Annotated in this window: 16 protein-coding genes, 1 tRNA gene and 1 pseudogene; 14 read left to right on the forward strand and 4 right to left on the reverse strand. The window is 69.9% G+C overall.

The genetic code is table 11. From position 1 onward, the window contains the following. Positions 1 to 83: 83 nt before the first annotated feature. The 3 genes and pseudogenes from ACFUN8_RS02615 to ACFUN8_RS02625 all read left to right on the forward strand — a co-directional run. Positions 84 to 1184: pseudogene (locus tag ACFUN8_RS02615) on the forward strand (M28 family metallopeptidase); the annotation flags it as partial. 351 nt (positions 1185 to 1535) lie between these two features. Continuing rightward, positions 1536 to 1838, forward strand: coding sequence for a type II toxin-antitoxin system VapB family antitoxin (locus tag ACFUN8_RS02620; RefSeq protein ID WP_023540426.1), 303 nt, complete (start codon positions 1536 to 1538; stop codon positions 1836 to 1838). 181 nt (positions 1839 to 2019) lie between these two features. After that, positions 2020 to 2655 carry a LytR C-terminal domain-containing protein gene (locus tag ACFUN8_RS02625; RefSeq protein ID WP_383630384.1) on the forward strand — a complete coding sequence of 212 codons (636 nt, stop codon included), beginning with the start codon at positions 2020 to 2022 and terminating at the stop codon, positions 2653 to 2655. Between the two features lie 20 nt (positions 2656 to 2675). Here the strand turns inward: ACFUN8_RS02625 and upp are convergent, their stop codons facing one another. Then, positions 2676 to 3311, reverse strand: coding sequence for a uracil phosphoribosyltransferase (gene upp, locus ACFUN8_RS02630; RefSeq protein WP_382563634.1), 636 nt, complete (start codon positions 3309 to 3311; stop codon positions 2676 to 2678). 125 nt (positions 3312 to 3436) lie between these two features. On the opposite strand from upp, the gene ACFUN8_RS02635 reads away from it, so the two are divergent. From ACFUN8_RS02635 to ACFUN8_RS02650, 4 genes are all read left to right on the forward strand, one after another. After that, positions 3437 to 3736 (forward strand): hypothetical protein, encoded by a 300-nt coding sequence (locus tag ACFUN8_RS02635; RefSeq protein WP_383630387.1) that lies wholly within the window; start codon positions 3437 to 3439, stop codon positions 3734 to 3736. A 263-nt stretch (positions 3737 to 3999) separates the two neighbouring features. After that, on the forward strand, positions 4000 to 4554 hold the full coding sequence (locus ACFUN8_RS02640; RefSeq protein WP_383630389.1) for a hypothetical protein: 555 nt from the start codon (positions 4000 to 4002) through the stop codon (positions 4552 to 4554). A gap of 41 nt (positions 4555 to 4595) precedes the next feature. Then, entirely contained in the window at positions 4596 to 5039 is a 444-nt protein-coding gene (tadA, locus tag ACFUN8_RS02645) for a tRNA adenosine(34) deaminase TadA (protein ID WP_383630556.1), read from the forward strand. A gap of 31 nt (positions 5040 to 5070) precedes the next feature. Next, positions 5071 to 5161, forward strand: a tRNA-Ser gene (locus tag ACFUN8_RS02650). A 66-nt stretch (positions 5162 to 5227) separates the two neighbouring features. On the opposite strand, the gene ACFUN8_RS02655 is transcribed toward ACFUN8_RS02650, so the two are convergent. Continuing rightward, positions 5228 to 6106 (reverse strand): TIGR03621 family F420-dependent LLM class oxidoreductase, encoded by an 879-nt coding sequence (locus ACFUN8_RS02655; protein ID WP_383630391.1) that lies wholly within the window; start codon positions 6104 to 6106, stop codon positions 5228 to 5230. Positions 6107 to 6258: 152 nt separating this feature from the next. Continuing rightward, complete coding sequence (locus ACFUN8_RS02660; RefSeq protein WP_383630558.1) at positions 6259 to 8346, reverse strand: discoidin domain-containing protein; 2088 nt, start codon at positions 8344 to 8346, stop codon at positions 6259 to 6261. Between the two features lie 534 nt (positions 8347 to 8880). On the opposite strand from ACFUN8_RS02660, the gene ACFUN8_RS02665 reads away from it, so the two are divergent. From ACFUN8_RS02665 to ACFUN8_RS02680, 4 genes are all read left to right on the forward strand, one after another. Continuing rightward, positions 8881 to 9045, forward strand: a complete 165-nt coding sequence (locus ACFUN8_RS02665) for a hypothetical protein (protein WP_382563626.1) — start codon at positions 8881 to 8883, stop codon at positions 9043 to 9045. A 112-nt stretch (positions 9046 to 9157) separates the two neighbouring features. Further along, positions 9158 to 9451, forward strand: a complete 294-nt coding sequence (locus tag ACFUN8_RS02670; protein ID WP_383630393.1) for a Dabb family protein — start codon at positions 9158 to 9160, stop codon at positions 9449 to 9451. 223 nt (positions 9452 to 9674) lie between these two features. Beyond that, positions 9675 to 10547: an RNA polymerase sigma factor SigF gene (locus tag ACFUN8_RS02675; protein WP_383630395.1), complete on the forward strand. Its 873-nt coding sequence runs from the start codon at positions 9675 to 9677 to the stop codon at positions 10545 to 10547. Positions 10548 to 10768: 221 nt separating this feature from the next. Beyond that, positions 10769 to 11656, forward strand: coding sequence for an RNA polymerase sigma factor SigF (locus tag ACFUN8_RS02680; protein ID WP_382563622.1), 888 nt, complete (start codon positions 10769 to 10771; stop codon positions 11654 to 11656). A gap of 122 nt (positions 11657 to 11778) precedes the next feature. Here ACFUN8_RS02680 and ACFUN8_RS02685 read toward each other — a convergent pair whose 3' ends face one another. Beyond that, positions 11779 to 11985, reverse strand: a complete 207-nt coding sequence (locus ACFUN8_RS02685) for a hypothetical protein (protein ID WP_383630397.1) — start codon at positions 11983 to 11985, stop codon at positions 11779 to 11781. Between the two features lie 242 nt (positions 11986 to 12227). On the opposite strand from ACFUN8_RS02685, the gene ACFUN8_RS02690 reads away from it, so the two are divergent. From ACFUN8_RS02690 to ACFUN8_RS02700, 3 genes are all read left to right on the forward strand, one after another. Then, positions 12228 to 12668 (forward strand): MarR family winged helix-turn-helix transcriptional regulator, encoded by a 441-nt coding sequence (locus ACFUN8_RS02690; RefSeq protein ID WP_382563618.1) that lies wholly within the window; start codon positions 12228 to 12230, stop codon positions 12666 to 12668. An 89-nt stretch (positions 12669 to 12757) separates the two neighbouring features. Next, positions 12758 to 15292, forward strand: coding sequence for an MFS transporter (locus tag ACFUN8_RS02695; RefSeq protein ID WP_383630400.1), 2535 nt, complete (start codon positions 12758 to 12760; stop codon positions 15290 to 15292). A 256-nt stretch (positions 15293 to 15548) separates the two neighbouring features. Beyond that, positions 15549 to 16376, forward strand: a complete 828-nt coding sequence (locus ACFUN8_RS02700) for a YceI family protein (protein WP_383630402.1) — start codon at positions 15549 to 15551, stop codon at positions 16374 to 16376. Positions 16377 to 16378: the final 2 nt, after the last annotated feature.

Below are 16378 nucleotides of genomic sequence, written 5' to 3' on the forward strand. Positions count from 1 at the left end.
CCTTCGAGTTCACGTACATCGAGACGCAGGCCCAGACGCTCAAGGTCACCGCGCCCACGCCGCGCGACTCCGAGATCACGGCCATGTCGTACACGAAGTCCACGCCCAAGGGCGGGATCGAGGCCGCCCTCGCCGTCGTACCGGTCGACGCGACCACCGGCTGCGAGGCCGGCGACTACGCCGCCGGTGCCTTCACCGGCAAGATCGCGCTCATCCAGCGCGGCGGCTGCGACTTCGCGGTGAAGCAGCAGACGGCGGCCGCCGCGGGCGCGGTCGCCGCGATCGTCTCGAACAACACCGAAGGCGCCCTCAGCGGCACCCTGGGCGACCCGGCGGCGGCCAGGATCCCCACCGGCGGTGTCACCCAGGCCGAGGGCGCGAAGCTCGCCGCCGAGGCGGCAGCGGGCCCCGTGACGGTCTCCCTGGACATCCGTCAGCTCCAGCAGAAGCGCACCACGCGCAACGTCATCGCCGAGACCAAGGGCGGCAACGCGGCCAACACCGTGATGCTCGGCTCCCACCTGGACTCCGTCACCGCGGGCGCGGGCATCAACGACAACGCGTCGGGCTCCGCCGGTCTGCTCGAAGTCGCCCTGGATCTCGCCAAGTCGCGCGAGAAGCCCGCCAACAAGGTGCGCTTCGCCTGGTGGTCGGCCGAGGAGCTGGGACTGCTCGGCGCCGAGGACTACGTGCAGGGCCTCAGCCCCGAGCAGGCCGAACAGATCAAGCTCTACCTGAACTTCGACATGATCGCCTCGCCGAACTTCGGCCAGTTCGTATACGACGGCGACGACTCGGACGGCGAGGGCGCCGGCGCGGGACCGGAGGGCTCGGCGCAGTTGGAGAAGGGCATCACCGACTTCCTCGACAGCAAGGACTACCCGCACGAGGGCACGGACTTCTCCGGCCGCTCCGACTACGGGCCGTTCATCGAGGTCGGCATCCCCTCCGGGGGAACCTTCACCGGCGCCGAGGGCATAAAGACCGCGGACCAGGCGGCGAAGTTCGGCGGCGAGGCCGGGGTCGCGTACGACCCCTGCTACCACGCGGCCTGTGACGACCTCGACAACATCAACAAGGAGGCGTTCGACGTCAACATCGACGTCATCGCCGACGCCGTGGGCCACTACGCCCACGACCTGAGCCCGCTCACCGCGACAGCCGAGGCGGATGCCTCCGCCAAGCTCAAGCGCGGCGCGGCCGACGGCGACACCGGTGTCGGTGCGTCGAACGCCCACGAGCACGAGTCCCGGGCCTGACCGACCGACGGCCTGACGGCCCGACCGACTGACAGGCACTCATCGCGGGCGCCGGGGGAGCGAGTTCCCTCGGCGCCCGTCGTGCGTCGCGGCTTCGTGGCTTCGTGGAGCCTCCCCAGGAGGCGATCAGGAGCCGATCGGGAAGCGATTTGGACGGCGACGTCACCGGACGGGATGGTTCCACTCATACGTCGCTCATACTTTGAACCATATGCATCCTTTTGCACCACCGCGCCATGGCTGCGCCCGGAGGCGCTCGCCCGGTAGGCTTTCCGTGTGATCTTCAAGCGCATCGGTAACGGGCGGCCGTATCCCGACCACGGCCGGGAAAGCACCCGGCAGTGGGCGGACGTAGCGCCGCGCCCGGTCCGCCTCGATCAGCTCGTCACCACCAAGGGCCAACTGGATCTGGAGACGCTGCTCGCCGAGGACTCGACCTTCTACGGAGACCTCTTCGCGCACGTCGTGAAGTGGCAGGGCGACCTCTATCTGGAGGACGGACTGCACCGCGCCGTCCGCGCGGCACTCCAGCAGCGGCAGGTACTGCATGCGCGCGTGCTCGAACTGGATCTGGGCTGACCCGACCACCGGAACCGCCCGAGTCGTCCGAGTCGTCCGAACCGCCTGAACGCGCGCCGAACGGTCTGACGAGCACTCAACCTGCTCGGGACTGAGCCTTTCGGGGCCATTCCGGCCTCTACGGGCCCAACCTATTGATCATTTAGTAGGAATCACTACCGCCGCGCACTACGCTGCGGCCATGAGCATGCTCACCCCCCCAGGTATGGGCGGCAAATATCGCATTACGGGTGCCAAGTACCCCCGCATGCGCCGCCCCCGTCACCGCCGCAGGATCGTGCTCGCGGCCATCGCCGCCGTCGTCGCCCTCGGCCTCGTCGGCTGGGGGACCGTACAGCTCGTCGACGTGTTCACGGCGGACGACGGTACGAAGACGAAGACCACGACCGCCTCGGACCGGAACCGCAAGCCCGGCTGCAAGCCGTCCCAGTCGGCCGTGGCCGCCAAGACGCTCCCCAAGCCGGCCCAGATCAAGGTCAACGTCTACAACGCGACGCCGCGCGCGGGACTCGCCAAGACCACCGCCGACGAGCTGAAGAAGCGCGGCTTCGTCATCGGCAAGGTCGGCAACGCGCCGGCGGCGTTCGACAAGAAGATCCCCGGCACGGGAATACTGCTCGGCGCCCCGGCCGCCGCGGACGGGTCCTTCACGGTGCTCGGCGCCCAGCTGAAGGGCGCGAAGCCCCAGCACGACGCCCGGCAGACCAAGGACGTGGATCTGCTGCTCGGCACGGCCTTCAAGACCCTGAACGTGCGGAAGGACGCCGACCGGACCCTGGCCACCCTGACCAGGCCCGCGACCGGCGGCCCCTGCTGAACCGCACCGGAGACTGAGGGCTAGTCGACCGTCCCGTACAGGCGGTCACCCGCGTCGCCCAGGCCCGGAACGATGTAGCCGCGGTCGTTCAGCCGCTCGTCGACCGCCGCCGTGACGACCGTGACCGGCGTGCCCGCCAGCTCGCGCTCCATCACCTCGACGCCCTCGGGCGCCGCGAGGAGCACCACGGCCGTCACGTCGTCCGCGCCGCGCTTGATCAGCTCACGGATCGCCGCGACCAGCGTGCCGCCGGTGGCCAGCATCGGGTCCAGGACGTACACCTGCCGCCCCGAGAGGTCCTCGGGCATCCGGCTCGCGTACGTGGACGCCTGAAGCGTCTCCTCGTTACGGATCATCCCGAGGAAACCGACCTCGGCGGTCGGCAGCAGCCGCACCATGCCGTCGAGCATGCCGAGGCCGGCCCGGAGGATCGGCACCACGAGAGGCCGCGGGTAGGACAGCTTCACACCCGTGGTCGCCGTCACCGGAGTCTCGATGTCGACCTGCTCGGTGCGCACGTCCCTGGTGGCCTCGTACGCGAGCAGCGTGACCAGCTCGTCGGCGAGGCGTCGGAAGGTAGGGGAGTCGGTGCGCTTGTCGCGCAGCGTGGTGAGTTTGTGCGCGACCAACGGGTGGTCGACGACATGAATCCGCATGCCTCCACAGTAACCGCGGCCCGGCGGGCGGCCCCCGCTGGCATCAATCCCCCGCTCGCAGGGAAGGTGATGGGGCACGCCTACAGGGGTGACAGTCAACCGAGTCGTGGGGTGGTGAGGCGGCGATGCCGGACCGGCAGCGGCGGAATCCGCAGGAGCGCGACGGCGACCGGCGGGCCGCCCGCGAGCCGGACGCCACGCCCGGCACCCAGCCCGACGCCCCGTCCGACACCTCGCCCGACAGCGCCTCCGATGCCGTGTCCGACACCGCCTCCGACGGGAGCGACGCGGCCCGCCGGCGGCGCCGTGCGCAGTTCCTGCGGGAGTTGAACGAGGCCAAGGCCCTGCGCGAGCGGGTGAAACCTCGGCAGGCCCGCGCGGCCAGGATGCGCCAGCAGATGCGGATGCGGACCTTCCGCTGGTAGCCGCGCGGGGGCCGCCCGGCGGCCCTCCGACCGTCGCGGGAAGGCCACTTGGGCATCGGCCGACGCCCGCCCCACGGCCCTCCCGCACCCCCGCCGCACGCCGTCCCCGGCGCCCGGCCACCCCGGTCCAAAAAAATGCCTGCACGACGCAACGGCGGAAGACCTCTCGCAATCGCCGGGTTTCTGCCACGATTCCGAGTAGTGGGCGGGGCAGAGCGCAGCGCACCGCCGAATCGTCACCTCTGACCAGTGGGAGAGTCACGGTGTACTTCGCCGCACTGCTCGCGCGCACCGAAGACGGGTGGGAAGCGAGCGACACAGAGCTCGACGACGTGGAGACCTTGTCGGATCTGACCGATCTGGCCCGCGAAGCCTCGGTGGACGAGGACACGGTGCTCGTCTTCATCGAGCAGGAGGACGCCTGGTTCGGCGTGCTCCGCGTGGAGGGCGAGGAGGATCCTCGCATCTACGTCTCCGACGCGGCCATGGCCGCACGCTCCTCTTACGGGGAGATCCTCACGGACGAATTGCTCGGCGGGGACGATGACGACCTCGCCGACGCCTTGGACACGCTGGACCTCGACGGTACCGAGGACGGCGAGACTGAAGAGCAGGAGGACACGGAGCACTCGGACGGGGGCACCGGCCCCGCCGACGCGGCCGGACCCGGAACGGTACCGGCGGGACCGGCGGGCGACCGCGCGATCCTCGCCGACCTGGGCCTCTCGGAGGCGGAGTTGCTGGCGCTGGAGACGGACGCCATGTCCGAGATCGCGGACGCGCTCGGCGCCTCCGAGGTGCTGGAGACCGCGCGCTAGTGACGGAGCACGACCCGCTGCGTGAGCCGTGGCGGGCGCCGATGCGCCTCGCCCTGGAACAGGCCGCACGCACGGCACCGGCCGGCGATGTGCCGGTCGGCGCCGTGGTGCTGTCCCCGGACGGCTCGGTCCTCGCCACCGGCCACAACGAACGCGAGCTGACGGGCGACCCCACCGCGCACGCGGAGGTCCTGGCGCTCCGCCGCGCGGCGGCGAAGCTCGGCGCCTGGCGGCTGACCGGCTGCACGCTCGTGGTGACCCTGGAGCCGTGCACGATGTGCGCGGGCGCGCTCGTACAGTCGCGGGTGGCCCGCGTCGTGTACGGGGCGCTCGACGAGAAGGCGGGCGCGGCGGGCTCGCTCTGGGACGTCGTACGGGACCGCCGCCTCAACCACCGCCCGGAAGTGATCCAGGGGGTGCTCGCCGACGAGTGCTCCGAGCTGCTCACGGCCTTCTTCCGGGACCGCCGCATTATCGATTTCTGAGCATGGGCCACCTTGGGCTAAGCTCTCTCTCGGTAGCGTGTCCGAGCGGCCGAAGGAGCTCGCCTCGAAAGCGAGTGTGGCGTAACCCGTCACCGTGGGTTCAAATCCCACCGCTACCGCCAGTACGAGACGAAGGGCCCGGTTCAATGAACCGGGCCCTTCGCGTTGCCGCGGGCACCGCGCGGTGGTCAGCGAAGGCGGGTGATGACCTTCGCGAAGTCCGTCAGGTGCGGTTCGAGTACGGAGAAGTAGGTCAGGCCGTACGTCTCCCGGTAGCGGTGCAGCGTCTCGGCGATCTCGTCGGGCGAGCCCGCCAGCACGTTGGGGAGCCGGCGGATCTGGTCCTCGGTCAGGTCCGGGGCCAGGCGGCGGGCGGCTGTCAGGTCCGGGGCGCCGGCGGACGGGCCGGTGAGGGCCACCGTGGAGACGAACAGGTTCAGCTCCAGGTGCCCGAAGCGGGCGCCCGCCTCGGCGCGGACGTGGTCGACGCGCTCGGCCAGGACCTGCTGCGGGTCCCCGCCCGGCGGTGTCCTGAGCGACATGACCGGGAAGCCGACGATGTCCGCCTCGCGGGCGGCCAGCCGCAGCACGCGGTCGCCGATACCGGCCACCAGCAGCGGTGGGGCGGGGCTCTGGCGGACCGCGGGCACCTGGTCCGGGGTGGCGAAGAGCCGGTGCAGTTCGGCGACGGTGTGCGCCAGGTGGTCGACGCGTTCCGCGGGGGCGGGGTACGGCAGCTCCGCCGTACGGAACTCGGCCTCCGCGTAGCCCGCGCCGAGGCCGACCTCCAGGCGGCCGTCGGTGAGCTGGTCGGTGTCGGCGATGTCCCTGGCCAGCAGCGCGGGCCGGTAGAAGCCGGCGTTGAGGACGAGGGTGCCGAGGCGCAGGGTGGTGGTCGCGTCGGCGGCGGACACCAGTGCGGGGAACGGGGCGGGCATCCCCATGTGGTCGGGGACCTGGAGCACGTCGTAGCCGAGGTCCTCGGCCTGTCGGGCCTTGGCCTGCCAGGCCGAGCGCGATCCGGTGGCCAGCATGCTGACGCCGAAACGGAAGGGGCGGGTGGGCATAAGGCTTCCTGGCTTCCTTTCGATGGGACCGATGTCCCGGGAAGCTCCCTTTGTGGAGCTTTTGGAGCTTCTGCCCATAATAGTCACCCACGCGACAGGGCCCGGCCTCCTTGGGAGGAGGCCGGGCCCCGCTGTCCTGCTCGTCTACTCCCCTACGGGAAGTTCACGATGTTCGACGGGATCGTCGACGTACCCGACGTCGGCGCTCCGGTGCTGTTGATCACGTGGTTGTACTGGCCCATGCCGCCGAGTGAGACGACCAGGATGTTGTGGAACTTCACCCCTGGCTTCACCGGTGCCTGGAATCCGTGCTCCTGACGGATGTTCGGGTCCGAGGTGTAGTTGCAGTAGCTGCCCATCGCCCAGCCCTCATGGGTGACGACCGAGTCGTCCACCTTGTAGCCGGCGTAGCCCTGGATGCCGCCGTTCTGGATGGCGGCCTGGTTCGGGGCGTCGTACGCCTTCTCGTTCTGGAAGAAGATCGTCCGGCCGCGTTCTCCGCTCCATCGCACGTCGTACTTGTTGAAGTGCTCGACGAACAGACCGGTCGCCAGGACGTCGTCGCCGTTCACCTGGAGTCCGTAGTCGGCGCGGTTGGTCTCCCAGCCCACGCCCTCGCCGTGGTCGGCCCGCCAGATCCAGGTGTGGTCGATGATCGTGTCGTCGCTGTTGATGACCATGCTGGTGGTGGCCTTGCCCGCGCCCGCGCCGCCGATGCGGATGAAGACGTCCTGGACGGTCGTCGGGTTGGCGGAGTGGTCGGCCGACGCGTTCTGGGGGCCGACCTCCAGCAGCGTCGGGGAGTTGACCGGTCCGGCGTCGATCAGGAAGCCGGCCAGCTTCACGCCGTCCACGTCGGCGACCTTCATCGCCGTCACCCCGTTGTCCGGGATGATCGTGGCGTAGCCGAGGCCGAGGACCACGGTGTTCGCCCGGTTGACGTTGATGGTCTGGTCGACGTGGTAGATGCCCGGGGTGAAGAGCAGGTGCAGGCCCTGGGCGAGCGCCGCGTTGATCGTGGCCGCCGAGGCGCCCGGCTTCACCACGTAGAACTGGTCGAGCGGCAGGGACTCGCCCTGCGGGGTGCCGTTCCAGGAGACGCCGCGCGCGTTGGTGCGCTTGGCCGGGACGAAGACCTTGTACGTGTTGCCGTCCAGGTAGAGGAACGGCTTCTCGCGGGAGGTCGGGGTGTTGTTCAGCGTCGTGTACGGCGGGTTCGGGAAGGACTGCGCGGGCGCGCCCTCGACCCCGGAGAAGGCCATGTTCCAGACGCCGTTGCCCCAGCCGCCGATGGCGCTGTCGCGGGTGTACCACTGCTGCTGGGAGTAGGGCGTGATCTGGCCGTCGATCTTGCTGTCGGCGATGTAGCCGCCGCTGGCCCAGCCGTAGCTGGCCGGCGCCAGGTTGAGCCCGCCCTTGACGTGCATACGGCGGAACGGGGCCGCCTGCGCGACCGCCCAGCGGTTGCTGCCACTGACGGGGGTGACGGCGAGGTTCTCGGCGGAGCGCCAGAAGTTCTGGGTCGCGTTGCCGTTGAACCAGCCGGCGTCGACGGTGATGTCACCGTTGATGTTCGTGTCGTCGGGCTTCAGGCCGAGACCGGAGATCGAGGTGTAGAAGCCGAGTTGGGCGTTGAGGTTGTTGTACGTGCCCGGCTTGAAGAGGAGTTGGTAGCGGCCCGTGCCGAACTGGGCCGACTCCTGCTGCCGGAAGATCGTGTCGAGCGTGCCCTGGATGTTGGGCGTCGAGGGGTCGAAGACCTTGACGTTGGGGCCGAGGTCACCGCCGCCCTGGATCGGGCCGCCGGGACCGGTGCCGCTCTCGCCGTACACCTGGAACTCCCAGAGGGAGTAGCCGTACTGGGTGGCGCGGGTGGTGCCGGTCAGCTTCACGTAGCGGGCGGTGCCGGAGACGTTCAGCGTCTCGTTGCCGCCGGGGCCCGTGGTGGTGGAGTACGCGCTCGTCCAACTGGTGCCGTTCGTGGACAGCTCGATCTTGTACGCCTTGGCGTACGCGGCCTCCCAGCGCAGTACGACCTGGCTGACCGCGACCGAGGAGCCGAGGTCGATCTGGATCCACTGCGGGTCGGCGGCGGCGCTCGACCAGCGGGTGCCGTTGTCACCGTCGACGGCGGCGCCGGCGGGGGTGCCGCCGTTCTCCGTGCTCGAGACCGTCACCGGCTTGCCCTGGGAGAGCAGGGTCGGTGCGGCGCTCGCGGCGGTGGTGGTGGGGATGAGCATCAGCAGGGAGGCGACCAGGGTCGCGGCGATGGACGCGGCTATGCCGCGGCGGCGCACCGACGCGGGTCTCCGGAACACCGGAAGAACGGACAGCGGAGCGTGCATGGGCAGGTCTCCTGAAGTCTCGGACGACGAGGGGGAGTTCGGGACGCGCAGCGGAGAGATCCGGCGGAAAGCCGGAGAGCGCTCTCTCGTTACGGCAGATGGTTCTCCCGTGTTTCGTACACGTCAAGAGTTGTGCACGCACCGGCCCTCATCGGATGCCGTCCGATCAACAACTAACCGACTCTGCGGGGCTTTTGCTCCGGTTCGCGCTGTGTCTTGCGGAGTGTGCGTTCAGATCCTGACGGCTCGGGCCGGGCGGTCGTCGCGTACGACGTTGCGCTCCGACGGCGGCGACCGGGCGACGACCGGGCCGCGAGACGACATGACCAGAAGCGGTCACAAGGGCGATCGAAATCGGCCCCCGAACGGGCCCATTCGTACGGTTAGACTCACGCGATCACACCGGGGACAGCAGGGGAGGCAGCGCCGATGGCGCAAACAAAGAAGATCGTGCTCTATGTGCTGGCCGTCTTCGTGCTGTACACGATCATCACCTCGCCCAAAAAGGCGGCGGACCTCGTCGAGGTGGGCTTCGAGGGCATATCGAGCGCCGCCGAGGGTGTCGGCGAGTTCATGACCGAGCTCGTACAGTAGCCGCGGACAGCGGCCGCGGCCGACGACGCCGCACACCGGCGTCCCGTACCGCCGTGACAGCCGTGACCGCGCCGCACACCAAGCCCGCCTCCGCCGCACCTGGGAGAAGCCCGTGATCCGCCACCTGGTCCTCTTCAAGCTCGACGAGGGCGTCTCGCGCGACGAGCCCCGGGTCGTCGCCGGCGCGCGGGCCTTCACCGAGCTGGGCGGCAAGATCCCGGAGCTGGAGTTCTGGGAGTGCGCGTGGAACATCAGCGACCGGCCGATCGCCTACGACTTCGCCATCAACGCGGCGGTCGCCGACGCGGACGCGCTGACCCGGTATCTGGAGCACCCCGACCATCAGGCGGGCGTCGGCCTGTGGCGCGAATTCGCCACCTGGGTGATCGCCGACTACGAGTTCTGATCGGTTCCGACCGGCTCCCGTCGTCACTTCCGACCGGGTATTCCCACCCTTGGTCCTCCTGGCCCCATGCCTCACCGGCATGGGGCTTTTCGAGTTTGAACAGCTGATTCCTCGTCAACACGGAGTTTTCTGGTGCTTGCACACAGTGGGCATGTCTTGTGATGCTATGACCGCTTTTGACGGATGAGTTGACCGTAGTTGACCGCAAAGGGGTGGCGTGACCGTGCCGGCCAGTACAACGCCTCAAATGCCGCCCCAGATCGAACCCCGAGCTGAGGCCCCCCTCGTCGAGACCCCGAGCGAGACCGAACCCCGGCCGTCGACACCGGGGACCCGCGGCGCCGACACCAGGGCGCTGACACAGCTGCTCTTCGCGCAGATCAAGGATCTGGAGCGCGGCAGCCCCGAGCACACCCGGCTGCGCAGCGCGCTGATCGAGGCGAACCTGCCGCTCGTGCGGTACGCGGCGGCCCGCTTCCGCAGCCGTAACGAGCCGATGGAGGACGTCGTCCAGGTCGGCACGATCGGGCTGATCAACGCGATCGACCGGTTCGACCCGGACCGCGGTGTGCAGTTCCCGACCTTCGCGATGCCGACCGTCGTCGGCGAGATCAAACGGTACTTCCGCGACAACGTGCGCACCGTCCACGTACCGCGCCGGCTGCACGAGCTGTGGGTCCAGGTCACGGGCGCCACCGAGGATCTGACGACGGCTCACGGCCGCTCCCCCACCACCGCCGAGATCGCCACCCGGCTGAAGATCTCCGAGGAGGAGGTCCTCGCCTGCATCGAGGCGGGCCGCTCGTACCACGCGACGTCGCTGGAGGCGGCCCAGGAGGGCGACGGGCTGCCGGGCCTGCTCGACCGGCTCGGCTACGAGGACCCGGCGCTGGCCGGCGTCGAGCACCGCGATCTGGTCCGGCATCTGCTCGTCCAACTGCCCGAGCGGGAACAGCGCATCCTGATGCTGCGCTACTACAACAACCTGACGCAGTCGCAGATCAGCCAGGAACTCGGCGTCTCGCAGATGCATGTGTCACGGCTTCTGGCGCGAAGCTTCGCGCGTTTGCGATCCGCAAACAGGATCGAGGCGTAGCTCTTCCGGGTAGTAACCCCGCAGCGCCTCCACCGGCAGCAAATTCGCATACCCCCTTATTCCGGTGCAGATATGTCGACTTGGCGCTACAGCGTGTTGACGACATGTGACATTCTGCTGGAACCGCGTTTGCCGCAGTCCCACCGCCGGTATTCAGGTGGAGGCTGCGTTCCTTCGACGGGAGCGGCCACCGCGACCGTCAGCGACCTCAAGGGGGTGGCATGTCCGTAGAACAGGGCAGCTCGAAGGTGCTCACGCTCAACAAGAGCGACCAGGCACCGCCGGCACCGGACGCACCGGATGCTCTCGACCGTGTGGCCGAACCACCGCGCGTGTCCCAGCCGGAAGCCATCGACACCCGCACTCTGTCCCGCTCCCTGTTCCTGCGGCTCGCCGTGCTCGCCCAGGACAGCCCGGAGCGCACCTACGTACGTGACACCCTCATCGAGCTGAATCTGCCACTGGTGCGTTACGCGGCGGCCCGGTTCCGCAGCCGTAACGAGCCGATGGAGGACATCGTCCAGGTCGGCACGATCGGCCTCATCAAGGCGATCGACCGGTTCGACTGCGAACGGGGCGTGGAATTCCCCACGTTCGCGATGCCGACCGTCGTCGGCGAGATCAAGCGCTTCTTCCGCGACACGTCGTGGTCCGTGCGCGTGCCCCGCCGGCTCCAGGAGCTGCGCCTGGCGCTCACGAAGGCCAGCGACGAGCTGGCGCAGAAGCTCGACCGCTCGCCGACCGTCCCCGAACTCGCCCTGGTGCTGGGGGTGTCGGAGGAGGACGTGGTCGACGGCCTCGCGGTCGGGAACGCGTACACGGCCTCCTCGCTGGACTCCCCGTCACCCGAGGACGACGGCGGCGAGGGCTCGCTGGCGGACCGTCTGGGGTACGAGGACACGGCCCTGGAGGGGGTGGAGTACCGCGAGTCGCTGAAGCCGCTGCTGGCCAAACTCCCGCCCCGCGAACGGCAGATCATCATGCTGCGCTTCTTCGCAAACATGACGCAGTCCCAGATCGGCGAGGAGGTCGGCATCTCGCAGATGCACGTCTCCCGCCTGTTGACCCGCACGCTCGCGCAGCTGCGGGAAGGGCTGATCGCGGACTGAGAGAGGGCGTCACCGTGAGCGCGACCCCCGGTCGGGGTTGTCGACGCAGCGGTGGCGCCCCGCATGGAGCGGGGCGCCACCGTCACACGTGAAGGCCCGCCGTCAGGCGTGCGGGCCCGCTGTCAGCCGAGCGCGAGCCAGGCGACCGCGCCCAGGACCACGATCACGGCCACGACGCCGACGATCAGTCCCGTCTTCGATCCGCTCTTCTGTGGCGCCTGCCGACGCGTCGGCTCACCCTCGTCGACGAAGGCGCGGAACATCTGGGTGTTGCCCGCGGGGTCGGGATTTCCCTCGGGGCCCTGCGGGGCATGGGGGTTGTGTGCCATGAGCCAGGACCCTAGCGAACGACGCACCGCCACCCAACCCCCGGGGCCGCTCCAAGCCCGACTCCGGCCTCTCGGTGCCCTCCCGTCACGTGTTCGCCATTGACCTCGCACATGCGAAGCCTTTTGGGTTCCTTTACTCCTGATGCCCACTTTTAGTTTGCCTTCAGCAACCAACTGCTTCTATGGTTGCCCTAAGCAACAACATAAGTGTGACAGGTGCGCGAGGGGTCCTCGGAGGGGTCATGGCCGCCAAGAGTCAGTACGCGGAACTGGCCCGCCAGCTCAGCGCCATCGGCGCCGTGAAACGGGGACTCTCGCGCGTCCTGCCGCCCGACTGCCCGGGCGGCTCCGCCGCCGTACTGACCCTGCTGGAGCGGCACGGGGAGATGCGGATGAGCCGCCTCGCCGAGCTGCTGGCCGTGGACATGTCCGTGACCAGCAGGCATGTGGCCCACGCGGTGGAGCGCGACTGGATCGAGCGCGCACCCGACCTCGCCGACCGGCGGTCCCGCATCCTGCGGCTCACACCGGCGGGCCGCGAGCTGCTCGACGAACTCGCGCGCCGGACGACGGACGTGTTCGCCCGCGCGCTGTCCGACTGGACCGACGACGAGGTCGGACAGCTGAACACCATGCTGGCCCGCCTGCGGGAGAACTTCGGCGACTGCCGGCCCGGCCGTTAGCGCCCGCGCGACAACAGACGTAACAGACACCCGCGACAGCAGACACAACAGAAGTAACCGCGGCAACAGACGTAGGACGAAGGAATTCAATGGCTACGACCACCACACCAACGGGTGTACGGGGCGGCCACGCCAAGCACGGCGGCGGCTCCCCCGCCCCCGCAGCACCCGGCACGCCGATGACACACCGTCAGATCATGGAGGCGCTCTCCGGGCTGCTGCTCGGCATGTTCGTGGCGATCCTCTCCTCGACGGTCGTCACCAACGCCCTGCCCGAGATCATCTCCGACCTCGGCGGCGGACAGAGCGCGTACACCTGGGTGGTGACCGCGTCACTGCTGGCGATGACGGCCACCACTCCCCTGTGGGGCAAGCTCGCCGACCTGTTCAGCAAGAAGCTGCTGGTCCAGATAGCACTGACCCTCTATGTGGTCGCCTCGGCGGCGGCCGGACTGTCCCAGAGCGCGGGAACGCTGATCGTCTTCCGCGTCATCCAGGGCATCGGCGTCGGCGGTCTCACCGCTCTCGCCCAGATCATCATGGCCGCGATGATCGCCCCGCGTGAGCGCGGGCGCTACAGCGGCTACCTCGGCGCGACCTTCGCCGTCGCCACCGTCGGCGGGCCGCTCATCGGCGGAGTCATCACCGACACGTCGTGGCTCGGCTGGCGCTGGTGCTTCTACGTCGGCGTCCCGTTCGCCGTCATCGCGGTGATCGTGCTGCAGAAGACCCTCAACCTCCCGGTGGTCAAGCGCAAGGTCAAGATCGACTGGACCGGCGCGTTCCTCATCAGCGCGGCCGTCTCGCTGCTGCTGCTCTGGGTCACCTTCGCCGGTGACAAGTACGACTGGGTCTCCTGGCAGACGTACACGATGCTCGCCGGCACGGTCGTGCTCGGCGCGCTCTTCCTCCTCACCGAGTCGCGGGCCAGCGAGCCGATCATCCCGCTGCGTCTCTTCCGCAACCGCACGATCACCCTGGCCTCGCTGGCCTCCCTGTTCGTCGGTATCGCGATGTTCGCGGGCACGGTCTTCTTCAGCCAGTACTTCCAGCTCGCGCGCGACAAGTCGCCCACGATGTCCGGCGTGATGACCATCCCGATGATCGGCGGTCTCTTCCTCTCGTCGACGGTCTCGGGCCTCGTCATCACCAAGACGGGCCGCTGGAAGGCGTGGCTGGTCACCGGTGGTGTGCTGGTGACGGCCGGTCTCGGACTGCTGGGCACCATCCGGTACGACACCGAGTACTGGCACATCGCGATCTTCATGGCGATCATGGGCCTCGGCATCGGCATGATGATGCAGAACCTCGTCCTGTGCACGCAGAACCAGGTCTCCCCTCAAGACCTCGGCGCCGCGAGTTCCGTCGTCACCTTCTTCCGCTCACTCGGTGGCGCGATCGGCGTCTCGGCGCTGGGCGCGGTGCTGGGCAACCGGGTCGCCGGTTACGTCAAGGACGGTCTCGCCGACCTCGGCCCGGAGGCCGCGGCGGCCGGTCACGCCGGTACGGGCGGCGGGGGCATCCCGAATCTGGACACGCTGCCCGGCCCGATGCGGACCGTCGTGGAGGCGGCGTACGGGCACGGTGTCGCCGATGTCTTCCTCTTCTCGGCGCCGGCCGCGCTGCTCGCCTTCTTCGTGACGCTGTTCATCAAGGAGGTCGCGTTGAAGACGCGTGCCGCGGGTGACGCGGTGGAGAGCCTGGAGAGCGCGCCGGCCGTTCCGGCGGGTGTTCCGGTGGAGTCGGCCGCTCCGGTGGCCGCTCCGGTGGCCGTCGGTGCCGAGGCACCTGTCACCCTCGCCGCCGAGGGCACCACCACCGTCCTCACGGCCGGTGTCCCGGGCAGCACCGGCATCCCCGTCCACGGCGTCGTACGCGGCGGCGAGGGCGGGACCGTGCCACGGGCGGCCGTCACCCTCATCTCCCCGGCCGGGCGCCAGTTGGGCCGCGCGGTCGCCGGTGACGACGGCGGCTACACGGTGGACGCGCCCGAGTCCGGCCCGTACGTCCTGATCGCCTCGGCCGACGGCTTCCAGCCGCAGGCCGCGACGGTGACCGTCGGCGCCGAGCCGCTGGCGTACGACATCCTGCTCGCCGGTACGAGCGGCCTCACCGGCTCCGTACGGAGCGCGGAGGGCGACACACCCGTCGAGGGCGCGATGGTCATCGTGGCCGACGCGCGCGGCGACGTGCTGGCGACCGGCAAGTCCGCCGAGGGCGGCGAGTTCGTCTTCACGGAGCTGCTGCCCGGCGCGGTGACCGTCGCCGTGAACGCCGCCGGCTTTCGGCCGCTGGCCCTGCCGGTGGACATCGGCGCCCAGGGCGTGACCCGCGTCGAGGCCGTGCTGCGGTCGGGCGCGCTCGTCCAGGGCACGGTCCGGGCGGGTGCCGACCGGCGTCCGCTGCCGGACGCGCGCGTCACGCTGATCGACGCGGCCGGGAACGTGGTAGCCACGGCGACGACCGGGGACGACGGGGCGTACGGCTTCGCGGACCTGGACGCGGGCGAGTACACGGTGATGGCGACCGGCTACCCGCCGGTGGCCGGCGCCCTGACGGTGGCCGGGCACGGCGTCGACGGCCATGACATCGAGCTCACGCACGCGGACGAGCAGCCCGCGTAGTCCACGCGCGAGCGAGCCGAAGCCCCCGGACGGGGCGCGTCCCCCAGCGGAGGCGCGCCCGGTCCGGTGGAAAGGGGTCCCGGTGATGGTGGCGGCAGCCTGGGGACGGTGCGCCGCCACCGCGCCGGGGCCCACCCCTTGGCCCGTGGGGCGGCCGGACCTGACGGGCCGCACGGGTCTGACGGGCCGCACGAGCCTGAGGGGCCGCACGAGTCTGACGGGCCGCACGGGAACTGCGAACGAGGAGAGAAACGGGATGGGACTTCGCGCACAGGTACGGACACCGGACGGCTGGGCCGTCCAGCACGCCGCCGTGACCCTGACCGACAGAACCGGCGCCCAGGTGGTGCGCGCCGACGCGGACGCCGACGGGGCGGTGGCCACCGACGTGACGCTGGCGCCGGGGCCGTACACCGTGATCGTGACGGCCGTCGGCTACGCGCCCGCCGCCTCGACCGCGTTCGTCACCTCCAGCGGTGTCGCCGACGCCGGGACGGTCGTCCTGACCCGGCAGGGCGGCGTCCGGCTCCCGCCGCCCGGTGTGTGGAACCTCGACCCCGCGCACTCGTCGGTGGCCACCGTCGCCCAGCACCTCGGGATCTCCAGCGTGCGGGGGCGCTTCACCGAGTTCGGCGGCCGGATCGAGATCGCGGCGGTCCCGGAGCACTCGCGCGTGGACGCCGTCATCGACGCGACGAGCATCGACACCGGCAACGGCATGCGGGACAAGCACCTTCGGTCGCCGGACTTCCTGGACGTGGAGCGATTCCCGGAGATCACGTACCACAGCACGGGGATCAGCCAGTCGGGGCCGGACCGCTGGTCGGTACGGGGTGAGCTGTCGCTGCACGGAGTCGTACGGAAGGTGGCGCTGGACCTGTCGTACCTCGGGACCGGACCCGACCCGTGGGGCGGTGTGCGGGCGGCCTTCCGGGCGACGACGGAGCTGCGGCGCGACGACTTCGCCATGAACTACAACCAGGTGGTGCAGGCGGGGATGTCCGCGATCGGCACGACGCTGCGGGTGGAACTCGACATCCAGGCGGTGCTGGAGGCCGCTCCGCGGGACACGGCCGGGTCGTAGGC

The sequence above is a fragment of the Streptomyces sp. NPDC057307 genome (assembly GCF_042667665.1).
In the GTDB taxonomy this organism is placed as follows: domain Bacteria; phylum Actinomycetota; class Actinomycetes; order Streptomycetales; family Streptomycetaceae; genus Streptomyces.

Bases quoted from the DNA above. Each gene is read 5' to 3' on its own strand.
- ACFUN8_RS02625 (WP_383630384.1), top strand. From the start codon at position 2,020: ATGAGCATGCTCACCCCCCCAGGTATGGGCGGCAAATATCGCATTACG.
- upp (WP_382563634.1), bottom strand. From the start codon at position 3,311: ATGCGGATTCATGTCGTCGACCACCCGTTGGTCGCGCACAAACTCACC.
- ACFUN8_RS02635 (WP_383630387.1), top strand. From the start codon at position 3,437: ATGCCGGACCGGCAGCGGCGGAATCCGCAGGAGCGCGACGGCGACCGG.
- tadA (WP_383630556.1), top strand. From the start codon at position 4,596: ATGCGCCTCGCCCTGGAACAGGCCGCACGCACGGCACCGGCCGGCGAT.
- ACFUN8_RS02655 (WP_383630391.1), bottom strand. From the start codon at position 6,106: ATGCCCACCCGCCCCTTCCGTTTCGGCGTCAGCATGCTGGCCACCGGA.
- ACFUN8_RS02660 (WP_383630558.1), bottom strand. From the start codon at position 8,346: ATGCTCATCCCCACCACCACCGCCGCGAGCGCCGCACCGACCCTGCTC.
- ACFUN8_RS02665 (WP_382563626.1), top strand. From the start codon at position 8,881: ATGGCGCAAACAAAGAAGATCGTGCTCTATGTGCTGGCCGTCTTCGTG.
- ACFUN8_RS02680 (WP_382563622.1), top strand. From the start codon at position 10,769: ATGTCCGTAGAACAGGGCAGCTCGAAGGTGCTCACGCTCAACAAGAGC.
- ACFUN8_RS02685 (WP_383630397.1), bottom strand. From the start codon at position 11,985: ATGGCACACAACCCCCATGCCCCGCAGGGCCCCGAGGGAAATCCCGAC.
- ACFUN8_RS02690 (WP_382563618.1), top strand. From the start codon at position 12,228: ATGGCCGCCAAGAGTCAGTACGCGGAACTGGCCCGCCAGCTCAGCGCC.
- ACFUN8_RS02695 (WP_383630400.1), top strand. From the start codon at position 12,758: ATGGCTACGACCACCACACCAACGGGTGTACGGGGCGGCCACGCCAAG.
- ACFUN8_RS02700 (WP_383630402.1), top strand. From the start codon at position 15,549: ATGGGACTTCGCGCACAGGTACGGACACCGGACGGCTGGGCCGTCCAG.